Consider the following 24,582-nt stretch of genomic DNA (forward strand, 5'->3'; position numbering starts at 1 on the left):
CGGGTGCGCGGTTGGAGCGTGACGACCAACGGTCGTCACCTACCAGCAGCATTGCAACGTCAGCGCCGCAGCGCGTTCACTGCCAACAGCAGCCAGCCGACCATCAGCGTGGTGCCGCCGACCGGTGCCAGCCGGGTCGGCCATTGCCACAGGGCCCCGCCGGCCAGGCTGCCGGCGAACAGCAGCGTGCCCAGCAGCAGCAGATACAGCGCAAGATGGCCGACGACCCCACGCGCACGCGCGCCCAGCGCCGCCAGCACCGCGCCATGGGCGAAGGCATATGCCGCCGCCAGGTTGAGGTGCGACTGGGCAAGCGCATCACTCACCCCGTGCGAGGCATAGGCGGACAGGCCGACCGCCGTCCCGGCAAGCAATGCGCCCAGGAAGGCCAGCAACGAGGGCTGGCGGGCACGTCTATCGGTTGCGAAAACCACGTTCCTTCTCCTGCACGAGGACCAAAAAAAACGCGCCGCAATATGCGGCGCGTTTTCGTTTGCAGCACTACATCAGCTGCCGGGCTTACTTGACGGCCCAGTAGATATCGTAGGTGCCTTCCTGGGTGAACGACTTGGCCACGCCGTCGTTCCAGCTTTCGTACGGACGGTCGACCACGTCGTTGCCGTTGGTCACAGCCCAGGCACGCAGGGCGTTGCGGGCAATGTCCAGGCCGGCCATGTGGCCAACATAGGTCGCGTGAGCCGAGCGGTGCGGTGCGGCGCGCACGTACTTGACCGGAGCGCCACCGTCGATCTTCACTGCCAGCTCTTCAGCGGCAACGCCTTCGGCACCCTTCTTCTTGACCGGCTGGGCCACGTCGAAGGCGTACTTCTCAGCACCGAAATCGGTGGTGATGATGCGCATCGGGCCGGCAGCTTCCAGACCGTTGGCTTCCATCACGCGCTTGATCCACTCCTGGTTGTCCTGGATCGACTTGGTGATGGTGGCTTCGCCACGCTCCACGTTACCGGCATTGACCACCAGCAGGTCTTCGGCCGGCACCTCGATGATGCCCAGATCCTTCAGCGGCGCTTCGGCCTGGCGGTAGTCCACGTTCGGCACGGTGGCCAGCATGTTCGCCATGCGCGAAAGACCCAGCTTCATGTCATCGCCGATGTGGCGGCTGACATACAGGCCGGCGTAACGACCGAACAGGTCGAAGCCGTACTTGACGCTGTAGTCCTGGGTGATCTTGACGTTGCGGCCACCCTTGCCGGTCGGCTCGAGGTTGAACGTGGTCACCTTGTCATGGCCCTTGGACGAGTCCTCGATGGCGATGGCAACACGCTTGTTTTCTTCGCTCTCGGTGATCTTCCAGGTGCCCTGGCCCAGCGACGCGTCCTTGGACACATAATCCAGGGTGGCGCCGACGCCGGAGGCCGGGCCGGAGAATTTCAGTTCAGCAGCGGGATCGCGCAGCAGGAGCGGATTCCAATCCTTGAAACGGCGCAGGCTGTTGACCGTGTCGTACACGATCGTCATCTTGCGGTTGGTCTCGATGCTCTCGGTGATGTGGCGCTCGCCCGGCAGACACACGCCAATGATGACGAACAGGCCAGCCACGATCCCCAGGGCGATCAGGAACTCGATAATACGGGTCATTCAGGAGGTCTCCGGGGCCGATCCCACGGCCGGGTTGATATTGAAGCGAAGCGCCAATCCTAGCAGGCTTCGCGGACATTGTTCATCTGGATTGGCGCACCGGTTTCCTTGCCGGCGCCGGAATCTTCCACACAGGGTCCGGAAGGGTAACGCAAACACGAGCGCCGCCAACAGGGGCCTGCCTGGCCTGTTTTGTTCAGGCTTTTCGCAACCCGTTGTTTAGCCTGCGATTTGTCTAGACAAGCTGAAGTTCAAAAGCCTTCAACACGGCGCGGGTGCGGTCGCGCACGCCGAGCTTTGAAAGAATGTTGGAGACGTGGTTCTTGATGGTGCCTTCAGCCACGCCCAACGAGTTGGCGATCTCCTTGTTCGAGAATCCGCTGGCCATCAGGCGCAGGATCTCGGTTTCACGGTCTGTGAGCGGATCGGGCCGGTCCAGGCTGACAAACTCGTTACGCATGTGCTCCAGCCCGGAAAGCAGTCGCTGGGTCACCGCTGGCTGGACCAGCGAGCCCCCATCGGCCACGGTACGGATCGCCCCGACCAGCTGGTCCAGTGTCACGTCCTTGAGCAGGTAGCCCTTGGCGCCGGCTTTCAACCCGGCCAGCACCAGCTGGTCATCGTCGAAGGTGGTCAGAATGATGGTCGGCGGCAACTGCTGCAGCTTGGACAGCATCTGCAGCGCTTCCAGCCCGGACATCACCGGCATGCGCATGTCCATCAGCACCACGTCCGGCTTGACCTGGGGCACCAGCTCCACGGCCTGCCGTCCATCGCCCGCCTCGGCCACCACCTCGATGCCATCATCCAGCGCCAGCAGCGATCGGATGCCTTGCCGCACCAGGGTTTGGTCGTCCACCAGACACACGCGAATCATCAACGCACTCCTTCGGGGGCGGTACTGAGCGCCAGGGACGGCGCCGCAGGGACCGACGCGCGCAGGCCGAAACCTTCGCCGCGACCGGTTGTGATCTGAAGCTCTCCACCACATTGCTGCAGGCGTTCACGCATGCCGCGCAAGCCATTTCCCACCAGCAGCGCATCGGCACCACGACCATCGTCGCGGGCCTCCAGCACGATACCCTGCTCGTCGCGCCGCACCTTGATCCACAGGTTGCGCGCACCGGAATGGCGGATCGCGTTGGTGATCGCTTCCTGTGTGCAGCGTAGCAGCACGTGGGCCCGCTCGGGGTCTTCCACGCTCAGCGGGCTGGGCATGTCCAGATGGATGTCCAGCGACGGTACCTGTTCGGCCAGCGGACGCAGTGCGGCGGCCAGGTCGATCGCCCCGCTGTCGCGCAGGTGGCTGACCGCTTCGCGCACATCGGTCAGCAGCAGACGGGCCAGCGTGTGCGCCTGGTGCACATGCTCCTGGGCCCGGCCCTCGGTGATGTGGCCGGCCACTTCCAGATTCAGGCTCAGCGCGGTGAGGTGATGGCCCAGCAGGTCATGCAGCTCGCGCGAGATGCGGGTGCGCTCGTTGACCCGCGCACTTTCAGCCAGCAGCACGCGGGTGGCCCGCAGTTCGGTATTGAGACGGCGCTGCTCTTCGCGCGCGTCGGTCTGCTGGCGGGCCACCAGACTGGTCACGAAGATGAACATCGAGAACCCGCCGTACAGCAGTGACTGCATCACGGCCTCGAACAGCGGGAATGGCAGGAACAGGTAGTAGACCGGCGCCACCGCCAGCTGGCTGGCCAGCAGCCAGAACACGCCGAAGCGCGCGGGCAGCATCCACGGAATCACCCCGGCAGCGACCATCATCAGGATGCTGCCCAAGCCCGAGCCACTGAGGAAGCTGACGGCGAGCGCGCAGACGGTCAGCAGCAGCAGCATGGCGCGATCGAAGAGGCTGGCGTGGCGACCGCTGCGCAGGTCGCGGGTCAACCAGAAGTACGCCCCACCAAAAATGAAATACGCCGCAAACAGCAGCAGCCCCCAGCGCATGGCCGACGGGTCGCCAGCGGCGAGCAACGCCAATGGCAGACCGACCATGATCCAGGTGAACAGACCGGCCAGACGGAGGACGCGGGTATGACTGAGGGCTCCCAACATGCCTGCATAGTAGGCTGAACCCGCAATGCTGCCGTGCGACGGAAGTCATGCCCGCATTTACCCCGGCGGCGGCGGCCCATGCAATAATCGTGCGAACAGGTCCACCCGCTGGGCCTACCGCGTTACCCCACGGAGTCACAATGTCGATTGTCATCCGCGACGTGCGCGAGCACGAGCTCGATTCCGTCCTGGCCTTGAACAACAATGCTGGCCTGGCGATCCTGCCGATGGACGCGCACCGTCTGCACCGGTTCTACGAACAGGCGGAGTATTTCCGCGTTGCCGAGCGCGACGGCAACCTGGCCGGCTTCCTGATCGGGTTCGGCAGCCACAGCGATCACGACAGCAGCAACTTTGCCTGGTTCAAGCAGAACCTGGACAGCAGCTTCTTCTATATCGACCGCATCGTGGTGGCCAGCCGCCGCCGCGGTGGCGGCGTCGGCCGTGCCTTCTACGCCGATGCCCAGAGCTACGCCGAACTGCGCTACCCGCAGATGACCTGCGAAGTGTTCCTCGACCATGGCGCCGACGCCGCGCTGCTGTTCCACGGCAGCTTCGGCTTCCGCGAGCTGGGCCAGAACACCATGCCGCAGGTGGACGTGCGGGCCAGCATGCTGGCCAAGGAGCTGTGCAGCTACAGCTGGGTCAACGACACCTACGCCGGAAAGCTGCCGGACGTGCCATGGGCGCGTGGCCGGGCCCTGCCGGTGCAGGCACAGCGGCCGACGGGGACCTGAGCGTGGCGGTGAACATGGATTACGAACAGGCCGGTGAACTGAAGATCGGCCAGGTGGGCATCGCCAATCTGCGCATCCGCACCATGGATGTCGCGCGGCTGGTGCAGGAAATGCAGGAGCGCGTCGCCCGTGCGCCCAAGCTGTTCGGGCGGGCGGCGGTCATCCTTGACTTCGGCGGCCTCAGCCGCACGCCCGATGTGGACAGCGCGCGCGCCCTGCTTGATGGGCTGCGCGGAGCTGGCGTGCTGCCGGTGGCGCTGGCCTACGGTACCTCGGAGATCGACCTGCTGTCACAGCAGCTTGGCCTGCCCCTGCTGGCCAAGTTCCGCGCCCAGTACGAGCGCAGCGAACCGGCAGCGGCAGCGACGGCACCCGCGCCGCCGCCTGCGCCTGCACGTGAGCCTCGCCGCGCAGCCCCGGCCGCTGTGGCAAGCGTGGCCGCACCGACCGAGGCGGCGCCCAAGCCGGGCCGCATGCAGCTGGCCAACGTCCGTTCGGGCCAGCAGTTGTATGCGGAAAACTGCGACCTGACCGTGATGGCCACCGTCGGCGCCGGCGCCGAGGTCATCGCCGACGGCAGCATCCATATCTATGGCACCCTGCGCGGTCGCGCGCTGGCCGGTGCCCAGGGCAATACCGCGGCACGTATTTTCTGCCGCGAATTCCATGCCGAACTGGTGGCCATTGCCGGCCACTACAAGGTATTGGACGATGTACCGGACAACCTGCGCGGCAAGGCCGTGCAGGTCTGGCTGGAACAGGACCAGATCAAGATCGCTGCGCTGGATTGACGCAGCACCAACCTAATGCAGAACCAGGAGAAGTCCTTTGGCTGAAATCATCGTAGTCACCTCCGGCAAGGGCGGCGTCGGCAAGACAACCACCAGCGCAAGCCTTGCCTGCGGCCTGGCACGCCGTGGCAAGAAGGTTGCGGTGATCGACTTCGACGTCGGCCTGCGCAACCTGGACCTGATCATGGGGTGCGAGCGCCGCGTGGTGTACGACTTCGTCAACGTCGTGCACGGCGAAGCCACCCTCAAGCAGGCCCTGATCAAGGACAAGCGCTTTGACAACCTGTACGTGCTGGCTGCCTCGCAGACCCGCGACAAGGACGCGCTGACCCAGGAAGGCGTAGGCAAGGTGCTCAAGGACCTGGTTGCCGACGGCTTCGATTTCGTCATCTGCGATTCCCCGGCCGGCATCGAGAAGGGCGCATTCCTGGCGATGTACTTCGCTGACCGCGCCGTGGTGGTGGTGAACCCGGAAGTCTCCTCGGTACGTGACTCGGACCGCATCATCGGCCTGCTGGATTCGAAGACGCACAAGGCCGAATCGGGCCAGAGCGTGCCGGCCTTCCTGCTGCTGACCCGCTACAGCCCGCCGCGCGTGGAAACCGGTGAGATGCTCAGCATCACCGATGTGGAAGAAGTGCTTGGCCTGAAGGCCATCGGTGTGGTGCCCGAATCCGGCGACGTGCTCAACGCCTCCAACAAGGGCGAGCCGGTCATTCTCGATACCGAATCGGCAGCCGGCCAGGCCTACGAGGATGCGGTAAGCCGCATTCTTGGCGAGGAGCGCCCGATGCGCTTCACCACCGTGGAGAAGAAGGGCTTCTTCAGCAAGTTGTTTGGAGGTTGAGCATGGGGCTTTTTGATTTCCTGAAAGCGAAAAAGACCACGGCCGAGACCGCCAAGAACCGTCTGCAGATCATCATCGCGCAGGAACGCAGCCACCGCGGTGGTCCTGACTACCTGCCACTGCTGCAGCGCGAGCTGCTCGATGTCATCAAGAAGTACGTCAACATCGACGCCGATGCGGTGAAGGTGGACCTGGTCAAGGACGGCCAGCATGACGTGCTGGATATCTCCGTTGCCTTGCCCGAAGGGCCGGACAAACCCTGATCCCCTGCCCGCCCGTGCCTGGCACGGGCAGGCGCGGCTGTGCCATGACGACCACTCCGACCGAAGCCGACGTGACCTGCGTGGGCGACATTGCCTTTGCCGATGCCCGGCAGCTGCTTGCCGGGCACGGCCTGCTGCTGCATCACGTGGCAGCAGGTGAGCCGATTCCCGGAAGTTACTGGGGCGAGCCCGAGGCCGGGATCATCGGCAGCAACGTGTACGTGCGCGATGACACGCCGGTGCACTCGATGCTGCACGAAGCCTGCCACCTGATCGTGCTGCCGCCCGAACGACGCGCCCTGGTACACACCGATGCCACCGACTCGGTAGCCGAGGAAGATGCCACCTGCTATCTGCAGATCGTGCTGGCCGGACAGCTGCCGGACGTGGGCAGCGCGCGTCTGATGGCCGATATGGACGCGTGGGGGTATACGTACCGGCTGGGCTCGACCCAGGCCTGGTTCGAGCAGGATGCCGAGGACGCCAAAGCCTGGCTGCTGGAGCGCGGCCTGCCGGTCGCGTAGAGCCGGGCTCTGCCCGGCTGCTCTTCGGTCAGATCACGCTGAAGCCGCGCTGCGCGCTCGCCGGGCAGAGCCCGGCGCTACGAGGCCAGCGCGCGCAGGGTAATGCCGACGATGTAGGCCAGACAGGTGCCGGTGGCATAGCCCATTGTGCCCAGCAGAACACCCACCGGCGCCAGCGCGGGATGGAACGCGGCGGCAACCACCGGCGCCGATGCCGGTCCGCCGATGTTCGACTGTGACCCGATGGCGAAATAGAAGAACGGTACGTTCAGCAGCCGGCCCAGCAGCCACAGCAGCACGATGTGCACGGTGATCCAGATCAGCCCGAGCAGGAACAGCAAGGGCCGCTCCAGCAGCGCCAGCAGGTCCATCTGCATGCCGATGCAGGCGATCAGGAAGTACAGCAGCAGCGACCCCAGCTTCGATGCACCGGCCCCCTCCAGCGTCCGCGCCCGGGTGAAGCTGAGCACCAGACCAAGGCTGCTCGACAACACCACGACCCAGACAAACGGCGCATCCAGGCTGAACTGCGCAGCCCAGCCAACGTTCGCCTTGAACCACGCGGCCAGCGGTGCGGCGATGGCGTGAGCCAGCCCGACGCCGCCAAAAGCCACCGCCACGATCAGCATCAGGTCGGTCAACGAGGGAATGCGTTCGTGCTCGGCCTGGAAGCGCGCGATGCGCGCTTTGAGCGCATCGATCGCCGAGGTATCAGCGCCGCTGGCGCCGTCGATCCGGGCGGCGCGACCGGCCATGAAGATCAGCACAGCCATCCACACATAACCCACGCCCACATCGACCACGGCAAACTGGCCGAAGGTGGTGGCGTCGACATCGAAGACCTCGCGCATGGCGAGCATGTTGGCGCCGCCGCCGATCCAGCTGCCCGCCAGTGCGGCCATGCCGGCCCACGCATCACCGGCCACAGTGGGCGGGTGGATCAGCCGCATCAGCAGGAACGCCAGCACCGCACCGATCATGATGCTCAACGACGCACCGAGGTACATCAGCACCAGCTTGGGACCCAGGCGCAGGATGGCCTTGATGTCCACCGCCAAGGTCAGCAGCACCAGCGCGGCCGGCAGCAGGATGTCACGCGCGACCGGGTTGTACAGCCGCGTGTTCTGGCCGTCGATGAGCCCGACCGTGTTGTAGATGCCCGGCAGCAGATAGCACAGCAGCAGTGCCGGCACGAAGGTGTAGAAACGCTTCCACGGACCGTGCGGTCGCGAAGCGGTCCAGAACACCGCCCCCAGGGTGGCGGCGATCAGCCCGAAAACCACGATGTCATTCTGGATCAGGGCAGTGCCGATCATGCGCAGGCTCGGGTAACGCCGGGCCCTGCCCGGCGGCGGTGGGTGCGGAAAGGGGACTTGGAAAAAAAACGCCGCCCCGAAGGGCGGCGCTGTCTGCATCAGTTGCCGATGTGCTGCTTCAGCCAGCCGTTGACCGTGTCGTGCCAGAGGATGCTGTTGTGCGGCTTGAGCACCCAGTGGTTCTCGTCGGGGAAGTACAGGAACTTCGACTCGATACCCTGGCGCTGGGCGGCGGTGAACGCCGCCAGCCCCTGTTCGACCGGGATGCGGAAGTCCTGCTGGCCGTGGATGATCAGGATCGGCTTCTTCCAGTCAGCCACGTGGTTGACCGGGTTGAACTTCTCGTAGTTGGCCGGCTTCTCGTACGGCGTACCGCCCTGCTCCCATTCGGTGAACCACAGTTCCTCGGTGGCGTACCCCATCATGCGCTGGTCGAACACGCCGTCATGGTTGACCAGGCACTTGAACGGGCTGTTCCAGTTGCCGGCAATCCAGTTGACCATGAAGCCGCCGTAGCTGGCGCCCAGCGCACAGGCCTTGTCACCGTCGAGGAAGCTGTACTGCTTGAGCGCGGCGTTCCAGCCCTTCTGCAGATCCTCAAGCGGGCGGTCGCCCCAGTGCTGGCTGATCGCATCGGTGAAGGACTGGCCGTACCCGGTGGAGCCGTGGAAGTCGATCATCACCACCGCGTAGCCCTGACCGGTATAGGTCTGCGGGTTCCAGCGGTAGCTCCAGCCGTTGCCGAAGCTGCCCTGCGGACCGCCGTGAATCAGGAAGGCCACCGGATACGTGCGCCCTTCCTGGTAGTCATGTGGCTTGACCACATAGCCGTGCACGGTCTCGTTGTTCCAGCCTTTGAACGAGAACTGCTCGTAGTCGCCGAACTGCACGTCCTTGAGCACCTCACCCGCTTCGGGGGTCAGCGCGCGCAGGCCGTCGATGGCCTGCCCGTCCTGGCCGATGCGGCCCACCAGCACCTGGTCGTTGCTTTTGAGGCTGTTGCGGGTCACCGCCACGGTTGCACCGGCCACGTCCACCGAGGTCACGCTGCCTTCGCCGAGCAGCCTGGTGACCTTGCCACTGGCCACCTCGACTTCGAACAACGGGTGTTCACCGAGATCGTCGGCGGTGGTGTAGATGCGGCTGCCATCGGCAGAGAGCACGATGCCGCCGGCCGAGCGGTCCCACTGCGGGGCGATCTCGCGCGTCTGGCCGCTGGCCAGGTCCATCGCCATCAGCCCGAAGCGATCAGCTTCGAAACCCGGGCGCTTCATCGCGCGGTAGAACAGCGTCTTGCCGTCGGCGCTGAACACCGGGCCGGCGTCCCAGGCAGGATTGTTGGCGGTCAGGTTGACCGGCGCCTGCCTGCCGCTGGCGTCAAAGCGGTACAGGTCGAAGTTGGTCGACCACGGTTCCTGCGCACCGGCCACACGGATGCTGGCCACCACGCTGGTGCCGTCGGGCGACCAGGCGAAATCATCATTGCCGCCGAACGGCTTGGACGGCGCGTCGCCGGCCAGGGTGGCGCTCAGCGCCGAGGCCCCCTTGACCGCAGCGGCGTTGCCGGTGGGCAGCGGTGCCACGAACAATGTATTGCGACGGCCATCATTCCAGGTATCCCAGTGGCGCACGAACATCGCGTCGAACACCTGGCCGCTGGCCTTGGCGTCGCGCTTCTGCTTGAGCTTGCCTTCGGTGCAGGCCAGGTCCGAGCCACAGTCCTGGAACACGCCGGCGCTGAACAGCACACGGTCGTCCTGCGGGGAGACGTGGTAGCTGTCCACGTCCACCGGGAAATCGGTCAGCTGGCGCGGGGCACCGTCGCTCAGCGACTGCGCGTAGAGCTGCTGGCTGCCGTTTTTCGCGCTGAGGAAGTACACGGTGCGCCCATCGGCTGACAGCGAGGGGGAGTTGACGTTCCAGCCGGCCGGCGTGAGCTGGCGCGGTGGTGCGGCGTCGCGGGTGAGCAGGTTGCGCACGAACAGCGCACTGGTGGATTTGTAGCTGGCATCGGTGGTGCGCTTGGCGAAGACCACATTGCGGCCATCGGCACTGAGCACCGGCGAGGAAACCCGGTCCAGGGTGACCATGTCGCGCACATCCAGGCCACGGGCAGCGGCCAGTGTCGGCAGGGCGGCGAGCAGGCTCAGCGGCAGCAGGGCATGACGGAACTTCATCGGGGTTCTCCGCAGGACGGCAAAACGCCGATGGTAGGCCCGTGGACGCTCGGCTGCCAAGGCCATCGGTCATGGCGGGCGGTCCGCCGGGTCTGGCGGCGTCGGAATGACGACGCTAGATCATCACGCACAGCCCGGTAGGTGACGACCGTTGGTCGTCACACTCGGGCAGCTGGGTCACCGCAGGCCGGAAGCCAGGAGCGTGACGACCAACGGTCGTCACCTACCGCGGGCGAGGCGCGTGACGCCGGTTGGTCGTCACGCTCCAAGGGACTTTCTTCAGGCCATGCCGCGCTTGCCAGCGCGGTAGATCAGCCAGCCCACCAGGAACAGCGCGGCCAGGCCGACCCACTGCGCGCCGGGGATGGCGAACGGTACGGCCAGCACGTCGGCGCTCTCGTAGACCACGATCGGCACCGCGATGGCGATACCCATCAGCGCCTCACCGGTGATCAGACCGGCGGCGAACAGCACGCCCGGCTTGTGCACACGGTCACGGCCCTCTTCGTCGTCCGCGCGGATACGGTGATAGCGCTCCACCAGGTGGGCGATCAGACCGCCAAGGAAGATCGGCACCATCAGTTCCAGCGGCAGATAGATGCCGATGGCCGCGGCCAGTACCGGCACGCGGAAACGGGCATTGCGCGACTTCAGCCACTCGTCGATGGCAATGATCGCCGCGCCGACGACCGCACCCATGGCGATGAAGCCCCACGGCAGGTCACCGCCGAACAGGCCACGTGCGACAGAGGCCATCAGGTTGGCCTGCGGTGCCTGCAGCGGATTGGGATGCGCTGCGGTCGGGGTGCCGATGCCATAAGCCTGGGCAAGCAGGTTGAGCACCGGCGCCATGATCAACGCACAGGAGAACGCGCCGATGCCCAGCATCAGCTGCTGCTTCCACGGCGTCGCACCGACGATGTAGCCGGCCTTCAGATCCTGCAGGTTGTCACCGCCCACGGCCGCTGCGCAGCACACCACGGCGCCGATCATGATGGCCGCCACCGCACCCAGCGGCGCGCCGCTGGCCCCCACCGGACGCACCCCATCGGCGCCGAGCAGAACCACCAGCACGGCCGAGGCGAACAGGATGGTGGAGATGGTGATGCCCGAGACCGGGTTGTTGGACGAGCCGATCAGACCGGCCAGGTAGGCCGAGACCGAAACGAACAGGAAGCCGGCGACGATCATGATCACCGTCATCGGGATCGATACATGCCACTGGCCGACAATGGCCTGGTACAGCGCCAGCAGCGGCAGCACGAACACCACCAGAGCAACCAGCATCCACTTCATCGGCAGGTCGCGCTCGGTGTGCGCCAGCACCGGCCCGCCGCTCTTGCGTGCGGCGGCAAAACCGCTCTTGACGCCGTTGAGCAGCGACTTGCGCAGCGAGAACAAGGTCCAGATGCCGCCGATCAGCATCGCGCCGACACCCAGGTAGCGCATCTTTGCCCCCCAGATGGCGAAGGCGGCATCGGCCGAGGAGGCCGTGGCGATCGAAGCGGCCAGGGCCGGGTCGCTGTCCAGGAAGAATGTCTGGTACAGCGGAATGGCGATGTGCCAGGTCAGGATCGAACCGGACACCACCACGATGCCGACGTTGAGCCCGACGATGTAGCCCACACCCAGCAGTGCCGGGGACAGATTGGTGCCGATGAACGCGGTGATCTTCGAGCTGCCGACGTAGGCCGAGGCGGCCCATGCATCGGGAATCAGCCGCATGCCGCTGGCGGCCGCCAGCTTGACGAAGGCGCCGATCACCGCCGACAGGCCCAGCAGCTTCAGGCCCGGGCCGGGGTTCTCACCGGCCTTGAGCACCTCGGCGGCCGCTTTGCCTTCCGGGAACGGAAGCGGATCTTCGACGATCATCGAGCGCCGCAGCGGCACCGAGAACAGCACGCCCAGCAGGCCACCCAGGCCGGCGATGCCCAGCACCCACCAGTACTTGAAGTCCGGCCAGTAGCCCATGATCACCAGCGCCGGAATGGTGAAGATCACACCGGCGGCGATCGACGAGCCGGCCGAGGCGCCGGTCTGGACGATGTTGTTTTCCAGAATGGAGCCACCGCCAAGCAGGCGCAGCACGCCCATGGAGATGACAGCGGCGGGAATCGCGGTGGCGATGGTCAGGCCTGCGAACAGACCGAGGTAGGCGTTGGCGGCCGACAGCACCACCGCCAACACGATGGCCAGGGCCACTGCGCGGAAGGTGAGCTGCTTGGGCGCAGCGTCGTGGTTCATGGATGCCCCTGCTGGCAGAAAATCCCGCTCACGCTAGCGCCGGTGCTCAAGCAAGTCCAGTTACCGAAGACACCCTCGCCGCCCCCGGCAGATGCCGCCATGTCCGGCAAACCTGTGCGGCCGCCTGCGTTTCACGCCAGTCGACCGGGAGCGGCGACCCGCTGCAGGTGCCTATAATCCGCGGATGATCGCCCCCGCCTCCGTCCCTGCCCTCGCCTCTGGTTCCGACGACTTTCTGGGTCATCCCAAAGGCGTCTACATCTGTTTCTTCACCGAAATGTGGGAGCGCTTCTCCTTTTATGGGATGAAGGCGCTGCTGCTGCTCTACCTGACCAAGTACCACCTGTTCGGCGACAAGGCCGGTCTGGACCTGCTCGGCGCGTACGGCGGGCTGGTCTACTGCATTCCGGTGTTCGGCGGCATGCTCGCCGACCGCTGGCTGGGCATGCGCCGGGCGGTCCTGTTTGGTGGCGTGCTGCTGGTGCTGGGACACCTGGGCATGGCGTTCGAGGGTCACGCGGCCTACCGCGAGAACGGCCAGGTGATCCGGGATACCGGTGCGCTGGCCACCACCTATCTGTCGCTGGCGCTGATCATCATGGGCGTGGGTTTCCTCAAGCCGAGCATCTCCACCATCGTCGGCAAGCTGTATGCCAAGGATGACCCGCGCCGTGACTCCGGCTTCTCGCTGTTCTACGCGGGCATCAACCTCGGCGCGCTGTTTGCCTCGCTGGTCTGCGGTTTCCTCGGCGAAGCCTACGGCTGGAAATACGGCTTCGGCGCTGCCGGCGTGGGCATGCTGGCCGGGCTGGCCATGTTCATCTGGGGCCAGAAATACCTGCATGGCCATGCCGAATCAAGCAACCCGGCCGCGCTGAAGCAGAAAGTGCTGGGCCTGCGCCGCGAATGGCTGATCTATGCACTGGCGGTGGTCGGCGTGCTGCCGTTGGCCTGGCTGATGTGGGCCGCCGGCAACGGCGCCTTTGCGCTGGGCGGCGAGATCAGCCTGGCGCTGCTGCTGATGCTGCTGGTGCTGGGCGGTGTGCTGGTCTGGTTTGCCTGGTTCACCGGCACCCAGTGCACGCCGGTGCAGCGCCAGCAGATGATCGCGCTGATGGCGCTGATCTTCATGGCGCTGGTGTTCTTCACCCTCTACGAGCAGTCCTACGGCTCCTGGGTCACCTTCACCGATCGCCTGCTGACCAAGGACATCGTGCCGGCGCTGGTGATCACCGAGGGCACGCCCCTGCCCTGGTCGATCGCCTCGCTGCTGCTGGCGCCGCTGGGCTTCGTGCTGGCCGCCCGCCTGTCCGAGCGGCGCCCCGGCTCGCGCGCGCCGCGCCAGCTGTTCATCGCCATCGTCGCGCTGATGCTGGCGCTGCTGTTGCGCGACTGCCTGGTGGTGCCACAGACGGCCGGCTCGCTGACCTACCTGGGCGGTCTGTTTCTGGTGCTGCTGGCACCGGCCTTCGCGGCGCTGTGGGCGTGGCTGGCGCGCCGCGATGCCGAACCGGGCAAGGCGCTGAAATCCTCGCTGGGCCTGATCCTGGGCGCGCTGTCGTTCGTGCCGCTTGCACTTGCGGCGCAGCAGGTTGGCGTCACCGGGCAGATGGCCAGCGTGTGGTGGTTGGTACTGGCCTACTTCCTGCTCGCTGCCGGCGAGATGTGCCTGTCGCCGGTCGGGCTGTCGGCGGTGACCCAGCTGGCCGTACCGCGGGTGATGAGCCTGATGATGGGCACCTGGTTCCTGGCCACCGCGTTCTCCGAGACCCTGGCCGCCCTGTTCGGCAAGCTCGCTGCCATCGATGTACCCGACGACGGCCAGCTCGACCTGGCCGCTGCGGCCGGTGCCTACGCCCATCTGTTCTGGCTGCTGATGTGGATCGGTCTGGGCTGCGCGCTGCTGGCGCTGCTGTGCGCGCCGCTGCTCAAGCGCATGATGCACGGCGTGCGATGACACCTGCGTTGGCGCCGGACCGCAGCCCGGCGCCAGCAGATCACGGCGCTGCCGGTCGGGCCGGTGCCGCGGTTTCGCCGCCCAGGCTGCGCGACAGGAATGCGAGCAGGCGGGTGTAGTACTCGCGCTGGTTGGCCGGCGTGTAGAAACCGTGGCCTTCGGTCCTGTAATACAGGCTTTCCACCGGGACGCCCGCCCGCTTGAGCGCTGCTTCCATGCGCTCGGTATGCTGGACCGGGGCCCGCTTGTCCTCCCCCCCTGCAGCCAGCAGCACCGGCACCTTCACCTGCGCGGCCAGGTTGACCGGCGAGGACTGCGCCAGCTGCGCCGGATCGCCCAGCCACTGCCGCAGGTAGGTCATGCCCGAGGCCACATCCTGGGTGTCGCCACGGGTGAACATCAGCGGCAGGTCATACACCCCCACATAGCCGGCGGCGCACTGATACAGCCCCGGCTCGCGGATGGTGCCCATCATCGCGGCATAGGCACCATAGCTGGCGCCGTAGATGCAGATCCGCTTGCTGTCGGCGATGCCTTCGCCGATGGCCCACCGCGTGGCATCAGTCACATCGTCCTGCATGCGCGCGCCCCATTGCCGGGCCCCGGCCTGCTCATGGGCGCGCCCATAGTTGGACGAACCGCGGAAGTTGATCTGCAGCACCGCGTACCCCGCGGCGGCCAGCATCTGCGCTTCGCGGTCGTAGCGCCCGCTGTCGTGCACACCGATCGGCCCACCGTGCGGCACCACCACCATCGGCAGATTGCGACCGTCGCTGCCATGGGGCACGGTCAGAAACCCGTGCAGGGCGAGTCCGTCGCGCGCCTGCAGCTGTACCGGGCGCACACGGGCACTGCGGTCCACATCGAGCCAGCTGCCGCGGCTGATCAGATGGCGGGCCTTCTTCGCTTTGTTGTCGAACAGGTAGAAATCGCCCGGATTGCCGCCCGACCAGGTCTCCACCAGCAGCTGATCGCCATCGCGGGTGCTTGAGTTGACGTACACCGGCCCGCCAAACGCCGCCTGCAGGCTGCGGTTCAAGCGCGCGTCGGCGGACTGCTCGTCGAAAAAGCGCGAGCGCGGCACATCGCCCATGAACAGTGCACCGACCGGCACCTGGGTACCGGGCCGGTAGATGATGCGGTCCGGATCAACGACATCATCGCGCAGCACGGTGACGCGCTCGCCAGTGGACGGGTTCCAGCTGACGATGGCGCTCGGGCCCTGCGGCTGCTCGGACACCAGATAGGCCAACGCGCCATCGTCGGAGAAGCCGATCGGTCGGTCGATGCGGTTGTTGACCGCTTCGTCGTTGACCAGCACCCAGTTGTCGCCCATGCCCTGGCGGTAATAGAGCTTGTTGTTGTTGTCACTGCCCGCGCCATGGGCAAAGCGCACCTCGCCGGCGGCATCGGCGGTGAAGTCCGCCCGGCGCACCGGCGGACGCGCCACCGTGGCGCGACGGCCGCTGTAGACATCCAGCTTGTCGGCGCGGGTGAACGGGTCCTCATTGAATGGCCACACCGCCACCAGCACGTTGCGCGCATCGTTGGGCAGATCGTCACTGAGGAAGGCCGCTACCGACTCGACTTTCTTGGGCTGGATGCGGGTGCCGGCCCCGCCGCCCTCGACGCGGTAACCGACCAGCAGGCTGCCGGCCTTGCCATCGAAGTTCATCGCGTAGAGCTCGCCGGTGCGCTGGGGTTGGTCGAGCGAGCCGGACTTCTCGGCCAGGCCGACCAGCACGCGCTCGTCGTTGACCCAGTCGAAATGATTGGCGTGGTTGTTGCGCGGCGGCTGGAACGTGCCGACCACGCTGCCGTCGTCGGTACGCATGACCACAAGGGCGGTGGTGCGCTCCAGTGGCACGGTGGCGGCGATGTACTGTCCGCCTGGTGAGAGCTTGATGTCGGTGAACGCTTCCTGCCGGATGTAGTTGTCCAGCTCCACCGCTGCATGGGCCGTGCCCCACGCTACCCAAAGCGCGGCCATTGCGACCGCCAGCAACTTCCTGTTCATGCCCTGTCCCGGATCAACGCAGACGTCGTGTCTGCCGTTTCACATTCTATGCACACCTGCCGCGCCGACTGCAAAGCAGGTGACGACATCCGGCTGGGTAGTGGCCACTGTTCGTCAGGCCACTACGCACCACCGGAAAAAAAGCGGCGCCGTTGCCGGCGCCGCCTTTACCACGTCCTTGGAGAGAGTCGGTGGATGCGTTGGCTCAGTGCGCGCCGCGCACTGCCAGGGTCAGGGCGAGGATGCTCAGGATCACCGCGATGGTGCCGTCAAGCACGCGCCAGGTGCTCGGCTTGGTGAACAGCGGCGCCAGCAGGCGCGCACCCAGGCCCTGCGCGGTCAGCCACAGGCAGCTGGCGGTGACGACACCGGCGGCGAAGGCCATGCGTGCATTGCCGAAGTTCTCGGCGATGGAACCGATCACCATCATGTCCAGCCAGAAGTGCGGATTGATCAGCGAGAAGCCCACGGCGGCCATCAGCACGGCACGACGGCTGCCGTCATCACTGTCGACCTCACCCATGCCGCCGCCGCCGGCAAACGCACGGCGTGCCGACTTCATGGCGTACCAGGCCAGGAAAGCAACGCCGGTCCACAGCACGGCGGTGGTCAGCCAGGGCAGTGCATTGGTCAGGGTGCGCAGACCTGCCACGCTGGCGAAGATGAAAATCGCATCGATCGCCGCGCAGGTCGCCACGACCGGCACGATGTGCTTGCGCAGGATGCCCTGGCGCAGGATGAAGGCACTCTGCGCGCCAACCACGGCAAAGAGGCCGACGCCGGTGGCGGCACCACTGAACCAGGCCGCAAGGCCCGTGCTGGCGGAAATGATGGAGAACATGGGTCAACTACCTTGTAACGGGGGAAACGGCGCCTCGCGAAGGCGGAGCAGCACCGTGGAATGGCGCTATTGTCGCGGCGCAGCATGGAAAAGACGAGCTAAACTTACTAAACCTTCTTTAGCAGAGCTTAATTGCCATGCGCATCGATCATGCCCAGCTCCGGGCCCTTGCAGCGGTCATCCGCGAGGGCAGCTTCGACCGCGCAGCGCAGTCGCTGAATGTCACCGCGTCGGCCATCTCCCAGCGGGTCAAGGCGCTGGAGGACCGGGTGGGACGCCTGCTGGTGCAGCGTGGCGCACCGGCCGTGGCCACGGCCGAGGGCCAGGTGCTGGTGCAGCTGGCTGAACAGACGGCGCTGCTGGAACACGATGCGCTGCACCGCATGGGGGTGGCCGATGAGGATCTGCCGCGCGCCAGCATACCGGTGGCGGTCAACCATGACAGTCTGGAAACCTGGTTCCCGCAGGCCGCGCAGGGGTTTGCCGAAACCACCGGCACCACCCTGGACCTGCGCGTGGAAGACCAGGACCACACCGTCGAGCTGCTGCGCAAGGGCACCGTGCTGGGGGCGGTAACCACCCTGGACGAACCAGTGCAGGGCTGCCAGATCCATGCGCTGGGCAGCATCCGCTACGCCGCTACCTGCACCCCGGAGTTCCACGCCCGGCATTTCGCCAAAGGCATTACCGCGCAGGCGCTGGAGAACGCCCCGGTACTGGTGTTCAACCGCAAGGACGACATGCAGACCCGGTTTGCCCGACGTCTGGCCGGCGATGAAGTACCCGCCACAGCGCCGACCTGGTGGATTCCTTCTACCCGCGCCTTCGTGCAGGCCAACCTCGGCGGGCTGGGCTGGACCATGAACCCCCTGCCGCTGGTCAAGCGACACCTTGATGCCGGGCGACTGGTGTATGTGCGCCAGCGTGCCTGGGAGGACGTGCCCTTGTACTGGCAGCACTGGAAGGGCGACGTGCAGACCATGACCCTGCTGACCCGCGCGGTGTTGGCGGCCTCATCCAGTCTGGTCGGCAAACGCAGACGCTGAGCCGGCGGGCCCGACGCTGGGCGGCTTGGGTCAGCGAGGTCGAGCCGCAAAGCGGATGCTGCGTTGCAGCAATATCGGACCGGAAACGGTTAAAATCACGCCATGGATGTCCGGTCTTGACAACATTTGACGTGATTTTCCGTTCATGTCCGCATCCTCATTCCCTCCCCTATTGAATCCCCTTCCCATGAAAAGAATTGGCAAGGCGCTATTGGCGTTGTTGATCCTGGCGCTGCTCGCATCGGTCCTGTTCCTGTTCTGGCCGCTGACGCAGCGTTCGGTGCCGGCCGCCAGCAACGAAGACGCACCGGTGGACGTGGTGATGGTCGGTGCCGGCATCATGAGCATCACCCTGGCCACCTATCTTCAGGAGCTGCAGCCGGACTGGAACATCCAGGTCTACGAGCAGCGCGACGGCGTGGCCGAAGAAAGCTCGGACGGCTGGAACAATGCCGGCACCGGCCATTCGGCCTTTGCCGAGCTCAACTACACCCCGGAACTGCCTGACGGCAGCATCGAGACCAAGCGCGCGGTGGCCATCGCCGAGCAGTTTGAAGTCTCACGACAGTTCTGGGCGCACCAGGTCAAACAGGGCCGCCTCAGCCAGCCCAGCGACTTCATCAACCCGACGCCGCACATGAGCTTTGTCTGGGGCGATGACAACATCAGCTTCCTGCACAAGCGCCAGCAGGCGCTGGTGAAGAATCCGCTGTTCCATGGCATGCAGTACAGCGAGGACCCGGCGCAGATCCGGCAGTGGGCGCCGCTGATGATGGAAGGCCGCGACCCGCAGCAGAAGGTGGCTGCCACCTGGATGCCGCTGGGCACGGACGTGAACTTCGGCGTGATCACCCGCCAGCTGACCGCCGGCCTGCAGCGCAGCCCGAACTTCGGCCTGCACCTGGGCCACCAGGTCGACGCGCTGCGGCAGAACCAGGACCGCACCTGGAATGTCACGGTCAAGGACCTGAAGACCAACACCGAAACCACCACCCGCGCACGCTTTGTGTTCATCGGCGCCGGTGGTGCGGCGTTGAAGCTGCTGCAGATGTCCGGCATTCCCGAGTCGCGCGACTATGCCGGTTTCCCGGTGGGCGGCCAGTTCCTGGCCTTCCAGGGTGAGAACGTGGCCGGGCGCCACAGCGTGAAGGCCTACGGCATGGCCGAGACCGGCTCGCCGCCGATGTCGGTACCGCATCTGGATGCGCGCAAGCTCGACGGCAAGCCGGTGGTGCTGTTTGGCCCGTTCGCGCTGTACAGCACCAAATTCCTCAAGCATGGCTCCTGGTTCGACCTGTATTCGTCGGTCAACCACAACAATGTGGGCCCGATGCTGCGCGTGGGTGCGGACAATCTTGACCTGGTGCAGTATCTGCTGGCGCAGGCGCGACTGGATGACAGCGACCGCCAGGCCGAGCTGGTCAAGTACTTCCCCAACGCCAAGCCGGAAGACTGGAAGCTGATCACCGCCGGCCAGCGCGTGCAGATCATCAAGCGCGATCCGCTGAAGGGCCCGGTGCTGCAGTTCGGCACCGAGATCGTCACCGACAAGGACCACACCCTGGCCGCGTTGCTGGGGGCCTCGCCCGGTGCGTCGACCTCGCCGCCGATCATGCTCGACCTGATGGCCAAGGCCTTCCCGGACGAGATGAAGGCCGGCTGGGAAACCCGCCTGCGCCAGATCGTGCCCTCCTACGGCCTCAAGCTCAACGACAGCGCGGCGCTGACCAACCAGATCCGTGGCCAGACCAGCCAGGCACTGCACCTGCCTTACGTGGAAGTACCGGCCGATCTCGGTACGGCGCCCGCGCCTGCGGCGCCGCCGCAGGCCGAACCGGCCGCCCGCAAGCGCAACGCCAACGAGGAACTGCAGGCGTTGTAACGCACTGCTGCCTGTGGCGTACAGCGAACGGCCACCTCCGGGTGGCCGTTCGTCTGTGCGGGTCTGACAGGCAGGAACCGGCCGCTGCTGTCATCATGCAGATCCAGTTGAGACACTACGCTTCGGGCGGCAGCAACCAACGCCGCCCCGCATTACACGGAAGAAGAAGAACAACAACATGCATAAAGTGATTTTCGATACCGACCCCGGCGTTGACGATGCGCTGGCCCTGCTCTACCTGCACAAGCACCCGCAGATCGACCTGCTCGGCGTGACCACCGTGTTCGGCAACGCGGCAGTGGAGTCCACCACGCATAATGCGCTGTACCTGAAGCAGGTATGGGGCCTGACCGCGCCGGTGGCGCGCGGCGCCGCCGGCCCGCTGCAGCCCGACGCCCAGCCTGAAGCGTGGCCGGTGCACATCCACGGCCACAATGGCCTGGGCAACCACCCGGTGCCGGATGTGCTGGAAGCCACGGCCGACACCCGTGAGGCACACCAGCTGATCATCGACCTGGTCCGCGCCCATCCCGGCGAGATCACCCTGATCGCCGTGGGCCGCATGACCAACCTGGCCCTGGCCCTGCAGCACGCCCCGGACATCGCCGGGCTGGTGCGCGGTGTCGTGCTGATGGGCGGCGCGTTCCATGTCAACGGCAATATCACCCCGGCTGCCGAAGCGAACATCTGGGGCGATGCCGAAGCGGCCGACATCGTGTTCACCGCCCGCTGGCCGGTTACCGCCATCGGGCTGGACGTGACCACCCGCGTGGAAATGGACCGCCATGGGCTGGATGCCTTGGCTCATGCTGGCGGCGCTGATGCCGACCTGGTCCGTTCGCTGTCGCAGGAGTATGTCGACTTCTACCTGCAGGCCGGCCACAAGGGCATGGTGGTGCACGACTGCTGCGCCTGCATTGCCCTGACCCGCCCGGAACTGTTCCAGTTCGAGCGTGCCAGCGTCCGCGTGGCCTGCGACGGCGTGGCCCGCGGCATGACCATCCCCAAGCCCGAAGGCATGGCCTTCGGCCCCAGCGTCTGGGACGACCAGGTCGTGCAGACGATCGCCATCGGCGTGGATGCCAGCGCCGTGCTGGCCGACATCGAGACGACGCTGGCCGGATGATCGCCGTAGTGCCGGGCTCTGCCCGGCACGTCACGGGCTCAGGCATCCCCTCAGCGGGGCAGAGCCCCGCTCTGCCCGGCACGTCACGGGCTCAGGCATCGCCTCAGCGGGGCAGAGCCCCGCTCTACGCCGAACGTGCGCTGCTGCTCACCGCTGCGCTGCGCGCAGGGTGATCAGGGTAATCTCCGATGGCACGCCGATGCGTGCGGCAAAGCCCGGCCACAGACCAGCGCCGTTGCTGACGTACAGCGTCATGCCGTCGACCTCATAACGGCCCGATACGAAGCCACCGTTGGCGCGCTTCACCAGCTGATCCATGCCGACGATGTGACCGCCGTGCGTGTGGCCGGAGAGCTGCAGCGCCACACCGTGGGCGGCATTGCGACGCGCGTCGACCGGCCGGTGGTCCATGAGGATCACCGGCGCGCCCGGGTCGGCGCCGGCCAACGCCTTGGCCAGATCCGGCGGCGGCAGATCGTAGCGGCTGGCGACCGGGTCGGTAACGCCGGCGATGGTGAGCGCCGCGCCGCCGCGTTCCACCTGCGTATGACTGTTTTCCAGCACCTGCATGCCCAGCGCGCGGAACGCCTGCATCCACTGCGTGTACTGCGCGTAGTACTCGTGGTTGCCGGTGATGGCGATGACGCCGTCGTGCGCCTGCAGCGTACCCAGCGCGGCAACGTCGGGACGTCGTGCGGCGACCTCGCCGTCGATGAGATCGCCGGTGATCAGCACCAGATCCGGCTGCAGCGCGTTGGTGCGTGCTACGACTTGGGCGACCCACTCACCGGTGAGCAGCCGGCTGGCATGGATGTCGGTGAGCTGGACGATGCGATAGCCATCAAAGGCGGCCGGCAGGTTCGACACCTTGACCTCGATGCTGCGCGTGGCCGGCACGGCCATGCCCTGGCTTACCCCGTACACACCCAGCAGCAGGGCCAGCACGGCGCTCGCCTGTCGCCATCGCGGCTGCGCCAGCACCGCCACCGCGCGTGGTCTGCGCAGCAGCCACGCCAGCGCCAGCGCCAGGTCCATCGCCAGCACCAGCACGGCGGTCAGCAGCAGGCCGGTAAAGCCACTGGCCAGCACCGCGATGGCCATCTTTGGAATCTCGGGCGAGGCCATGGTGCCGGCAAAGCTGGCCACGATGCGATGATGCAGCGCCAGTGCCAGCACCGCCACGGCCAGCAACAGACGGACCACGACCGGCGCCCGCAGGGGCCATACCACGCGCGCGATGAGATAGAGGGCCAGCAGCGAAGCGATGGTACTGAGCACAGGCGGATTCCACATAGGGGCACAGGAGGGCAGCTGCACATCCTGCCCTGCGCGTTGCCGCGGCGCCACCTCCAGGCGAGCGTGATCGGCTCGGCGCAGTGCTCCGCCTGCGTGTGCAAACCGGAATTCGCTGAGGGCTTTTTCTGGTTATGCAGCTGCACAAGCGCCAGACCTTGCCGTTTCTGCGCAGTACCTGCGCGGCCAGCACGTTCTTACGCCGTCGCGCTGGTGCGGGCCCGGCTTGCAGTGATGGCGGTCCTTGCCGACCGTGGCCGCGCGGCACAGGTTCGTGCCACGCTGCCCCGCGCACGTCGTGCCGGGTCCATAGCAGACCACAGGAGCTTGCCATGACGTTACGTTCTTCCCACCACCTGGCCGTGCTGGTTACCGCACTGACCGCGTTGAGCACCGCTTCTGCAGCAGAGCGCATCCAGCTCGACCGCAGCGACGACAGCACGCCGCTCGCCGTGCTGTCGAGCACCAACGCAATGGCGCAGCACGCGCAGCTTGCCAACCTGCCGCCGGGTTCCACCCTGCAGGCACTGCGTCGCTACACCGACGCTGCTGGCGTCGAGCACATCCGTTATCAGCAACTGCATCGCGGCATCCCGGTGTTCGGTGAGCACATCGTGGTCGCGCAGACCCGTGAGGGTCACGTGCAGTCACTTTCCGGCGTCGCGGTCGCGGGTCTGGAGGCGGACCTCGCTGCCACATCACCGCGGCTCAGCGCTGCACGGTCGATGCAGATCGCCACACGGCAGGCGCTGGGTAGCCGCGCAGGCACGATGCGGGTGCAGGACACCGACAGCCGCCTGATGATCCACCTGGACGACCGCGGCAAAGCGCGTGTGGCGTGGGTCAACCGCTTCTTTGCCGACCTTCCGGACGGCGGCGCTCCCACGCGGCCCCATGTCATCATCGACGCAGTCGATGGTCGCATCCTGGCCCAATGGGACGGTCTGACCTTCGAGAAATCCGGGACCGGTCCCGGGGGCAACCTCAAAGCCGGCAAGGTCGAATACGGTGCAGGCATGCGTCCTTTTCTCGACGTCACCGTCGACGGTGCGTCATGCAGCCTGCTGACGCCGCAGGTGATGACCATCAATCTCAATCACGGCACCAGCGCACGTGACCCCTTCAGTTACACCTGCCCGCGCAACATCGTCAAGGAAATCAATGGCGCATACGCACCGCTGAACGATGCGCACCATGGCGGCGGCGTGGTCTTTGCCATGTACAACCAGTACCTGCAGGTTGATCCACTGAGCTTCCAGCTGCGGTTGCGCGTGCATTACGCGAACAACTACGAGAATGCCTTCTGGGATGGCCGACAGATGACATTTGGTGATGGGCGGACGCGGTTCTACCCATTGATCTCGCTGGATGTTGTCGCCCATGAGGTATCCCATGGGTTCACCGAGCAGAATTCGGGTCTGATCTACGCAGGGCAGTCCGGTGGCATCAACGAAGCGTTCTCGGACATCGCAGGCGAAGCCGCCGAGTTCTTCGACACCGGGAGCAATGACTTCAAGGTGGGCGAGAGCATCTTCAAGGAGCCGGGCAAAGCACTGCGCTACATGCAAGACCCGACCCTTGATGGCAGCTCCATCGACCACGCCAGCAAGTACTACAACGGGTTGGGCGTCCACTACTCTTCCGGCATCTACAACCGCGCGTTCCATCTGCTCGCCACGACAGAAGGCTGGGATGTGGAGAAAGCGTTCAAGGCGTTCGGCAAGGCCAACACGGATCACTGGACGCCGTCGACCACCTTCGCGCTTGGCGCCTGCGGGGTGAGCAGGGCCGCAACGGCGCTGGGCTATGCAGCCGAAGACGTGGTGGCTGCATTCGCCAAGGTCGGGGTGAGCTGCCCGCTCTGACC

20 protein-coding genes are annotated in these 24,582 nt (G+C 66.0%); 10 read left to right on the forward strand and 10 right to left on the reverse strand.

Features of this window, described 5'->3' with window-relative positions; all coding sequences use genetic code 11:
- Positions 1-59: 59 nt before the first annotated feature.
- From RZA67_RS11100 to RZA67_RS11115, 4 genes are all read right to left on the reverse strand, one after another.
- Positions 60-434, reverse strand: coding sequence for a DUF423 domain-containing protein (locus RZA67_RS11100; protein WP_317212803.1), 375 nt, complete (start codon positions 432-434; stop codon positions 60-62).
- Between the two features lie 85 nt (positions 435-519).
- Positions 520-1,599, reverse strand: a complete 1,080-nt coding sequence (locus RZA67_RS11105; RefSeq protein ID WP_317212804.1) for an SRPBCC family protein — start codon at positions 1,597-1,599, stop codon at positions 520-522.
- A gap of 235 nt (positions 1,600-1,834) precedes the next feature.
- On the reverse strand, positions 1,835-2,476 hold the full coding sequence (locus tag RZA67_RS11110) for a response regulator transcription factor (protein ID WP_317212805.1): 642 nt from the start codon (positions 2,474-2,476) through the stop codon (positions 1,835-1,837).
- Entirely contained in the window at positions 2,476-3,654 is a 1,179-nt protein-coding gene (locus tag RZA67_RS11115) for a sensor histidine kinase (RefSeq protein ID WP_317212806.1), read from the reverse strand. Before RZA67_RS11115 ends, RZA67_RS11110 begins: the two co-directional genes overlap by 1 nt.
- A gap of 140 nt (positions 3,655-3,794) precedes the next feature.
- Between RZA67_RS11115 and RZA67_RS11120 the strand changes: the two genes are divergently transcribed.
- Genes RZA67_RS11120 through RZA67_RS11140 form a run of 5 tightly spaced genes read left to right on the forward strand, consistent with a single transcriptional unit; the run spans position 3,795 to position 6,816 of the window.
- Positions 3,795-4,391, forward strand: a complete 597-nt coding sequence (locus RZA67_RS11120) for a GNAT family N-acetyltransferase (protein ID WP_317212807.1) — start codon at positions 3,795-3,797, stop codon at positions 4,389-4,391.
- Positions 4,392-4,405: 14 nt separating this feature from the next.
- Complete coding sequence (minC, locus tag RZA67_RS11125) at positions 4,406-5,182, forward strand: septum site-determining protein MinC (RefSeq protein ID WP_317213998.1); 777 nt, start codon at positions 4,406-4,408, stop codon at positions 5,180-5,182.
- Between the two features lie 37 nt (positions 5,183-5,219).
- Positions 5,220-6,029 carry a septum site-determining protein MinD gene (gene minD, locus RZA67_RS11130; protein WP_317212808.1) on the forward strand — a complete coding sequence of 270 codons (810 nt, stop codon included), beginning with the start codon at positions 5,220-5,222 and terminating at the stop codon, positions 6,027-6,029.
- Between the two features lie 2 nt (positions 6,030-6,031).
- A complete protein-coding gene (gene minE / locus RZA67_RS11135) occupies positions 6,032-6,292 on the forward strand; it encodes a cell division topological specificity factor MinE (RefSeq protein ID WP_317212809.1) in 261 nt (86 codons plus the stop codon).
- A 44-nt stretch (positions 6,293-6,336) separates the two neighbouring features.
- Entirely contained in the window at positions 6,337-6,816 is a 480-nt protein-coding gene (locus RZA67_RS11140; protein WP_317212810.1) for a hypothetical protein, read from the forward strand.
- Between the two features lie 77 nt (positions 6,817-6,893).
- Here RZA67_RS11140 and RZA67_RS11145 read toward each other — a convergent pair whose 3' ends face one another.
- The 3 genes from RZA67_RS11145 to RZA67_RS11155 all read right to left on the reverse strand — a co-directional run bounded on the left by RZA67_RS11145 (position 6,894) and on the right by RZA67_RS11155 (position 12,553).
- Positions 6,894-8,138, reverse strand: a complete 1,245-nt coding sequence (locus RZA67_RS11145) for a DUF819 family protein (protein WP_317214000.1) — start codon at positions 8,136-8,138, stop codon at positions 6,894-6,896.
- Between the two features lie 92 nt (positions 8,139-8,230).
- On the reverse strand, positions 8,231-10,309 hold the full coding sequence (locus RZA67_RS11150; RefSeq protein WP_317212811.1) for a S9 family peptidase: 2,079 nt from the start codon (positions 10,307-10,309) through the stop codon (positions 8,231-8,233).
- A gap of 279 nt (positions 10,310-10,588) precedes the next feature.
- Positions 10,589-12,553, reverse strand: a complete 1,965-nt coding sequence (locus RZA67_RS11155; protein ID WP_317212812.1) for an oligopeptide transporter, OPT family — start codon at positions 12,551-12,553, stop codon at positions 10,589-10,591.
- Between the two features lie 184 nt (positions 12,554-12,737).
- On the opposite strand from RZA67_RS11155, the gene RZA67_RS11160 reads away from it, so the two are divergent.
- Positions 12,738-14,510 (forward strand): oligopeptide:H+ symporter, encoded by a 1,773-nt coding sequence (locus RZA67_RS11160; RefSeq protein ID WP_317212813.1) that lies wholly within the window; start codon positions 12,738-12,740, stop codon positions 14,508-14,510.
- A gap of 40 nt (positions 14,511-14,550) precedes the next feature.
- On the opposite strand, the gene RZA67_RS11165 is transcribed toward RZA67_RS11160, so the two are convergent.
- Together RZA67_RS11165 and RZA67_RS11170 are read right to left on the reverse strand one after the other, a co-directional pair.
- Positions 14,551-16,527, reverse strand: coding sequence for a S9 family peptidase (locus tag RZA67_RS11165; protein ID WP_317212814.1), 1,977 nt, complete (start codon positions 16,525-16,527; stop codon positions 14,551-14,553).
- 205 nt (positions 16,528-16,732) lie between these two features.
- The gene (locus tag RZA67_RS11170) at positions 16,733-17,368 is read right to left on the reverse strand and encodes a LysE family transporter (RefSeq protein WP_317212815.1); all 636 of its coding nucleotides are present in this window, start codon (positions 17,366-17,368) and stop codon (positions 16,733-16,735) included.
- Between the two features lie 137 nt (positions 17,369-17,505).
- Here RZA67_RS11170 and RZA67_RS11175 point away from each other — a divergent pair, with 137 nt between their 5' ends.
- The 3 genes from RZA67_RS11175 to RZA67_RS11185 all read left to right on the forward strand — a co-directional run bounded on the left by RZA67_RS11175 (position 17,506) and on the right by RZA67_RS11185 (position 21,422).
- The gene (locus RZA67_RS11175; protein ID WP_317212816.1) at positions 17,506-18,414 is read left to right on the forward strand and encodes a LysR family transcriptional regulator ArgP; all 909 of its coding nucleotides are present in this window, start codon (positions 17,506-17,508) and stop codon (positions 18,412-18,414) included.
- Positions 18,415-18,601: 187 nt separating this feature from the next.
- Positions 18,602-20,296: a malate dehydrogenase (quinone) gene (mqo, locus tag RZA67_RS11180; RefSeq protein WP_317212817.1), complete on the forward strand. Its 1,695-nt coding sequence runs from the start codon at positions 18,602-18,604 to the stop codon at positions 20,294-20,296.
- Between the two features lie 178 nt (positions 20,297-20,474).
- Positions 20,475-21,422, forward strand: coding sequence for a nucleoside hydrolase (locus RZA67_RS11185; protein ID WP_317212818.1), 948 nt, complete (start codon positions 20,475-20,477; stop codon positions 21,420-21,422).
- A 147-nt stretch (positions 21,423-21,569) separates the two neighbouring features.
- Here the strand turns inward: RZA67_RS11185 and RZA67_RS11190 are convergent, their stop codons facing one another.
- The gene (locus RZA67_RS11190) at positions 21,570-22,700 is read right to left on the reverse strand and encodes a metallophosphoesterase (RefSeq protein ID WP_317212819.1); all 1,131 of its coding nucleotides are present in this window, start codon (positions 22,698-22,700) and stop codon (positions 21,570-21,572) included.
- A 347-nt stretch (positions 22,701-23,047) separates the two neighbouring features.
- Between RZA67_RS11190 and RZA67_RS11195 the strand changes: the two genes are divergently transcribed.
- Positions 23,048-24,580, forward strand: coding sequence for a M4 family metallopeptidase (locus RZA67_RS11195; RefSeq protein WP_317212820.1), 1,533 nt, complete (start codon positions 23,048-23,050; stop codon positions 24,578-24,580).
- Positions 24,581-24,582: the final 2 nt, after the last annotated feature.

It is taken from the genome of Stenotrophomonas sp. C3(2023) (assembly GCF_032911385.1).
GTDB lineage: Bacteria > Pseudomonadota > Gammaproteobacteria > Xanthomonadales > Xanthomonadaceae > Stenotrophomonas.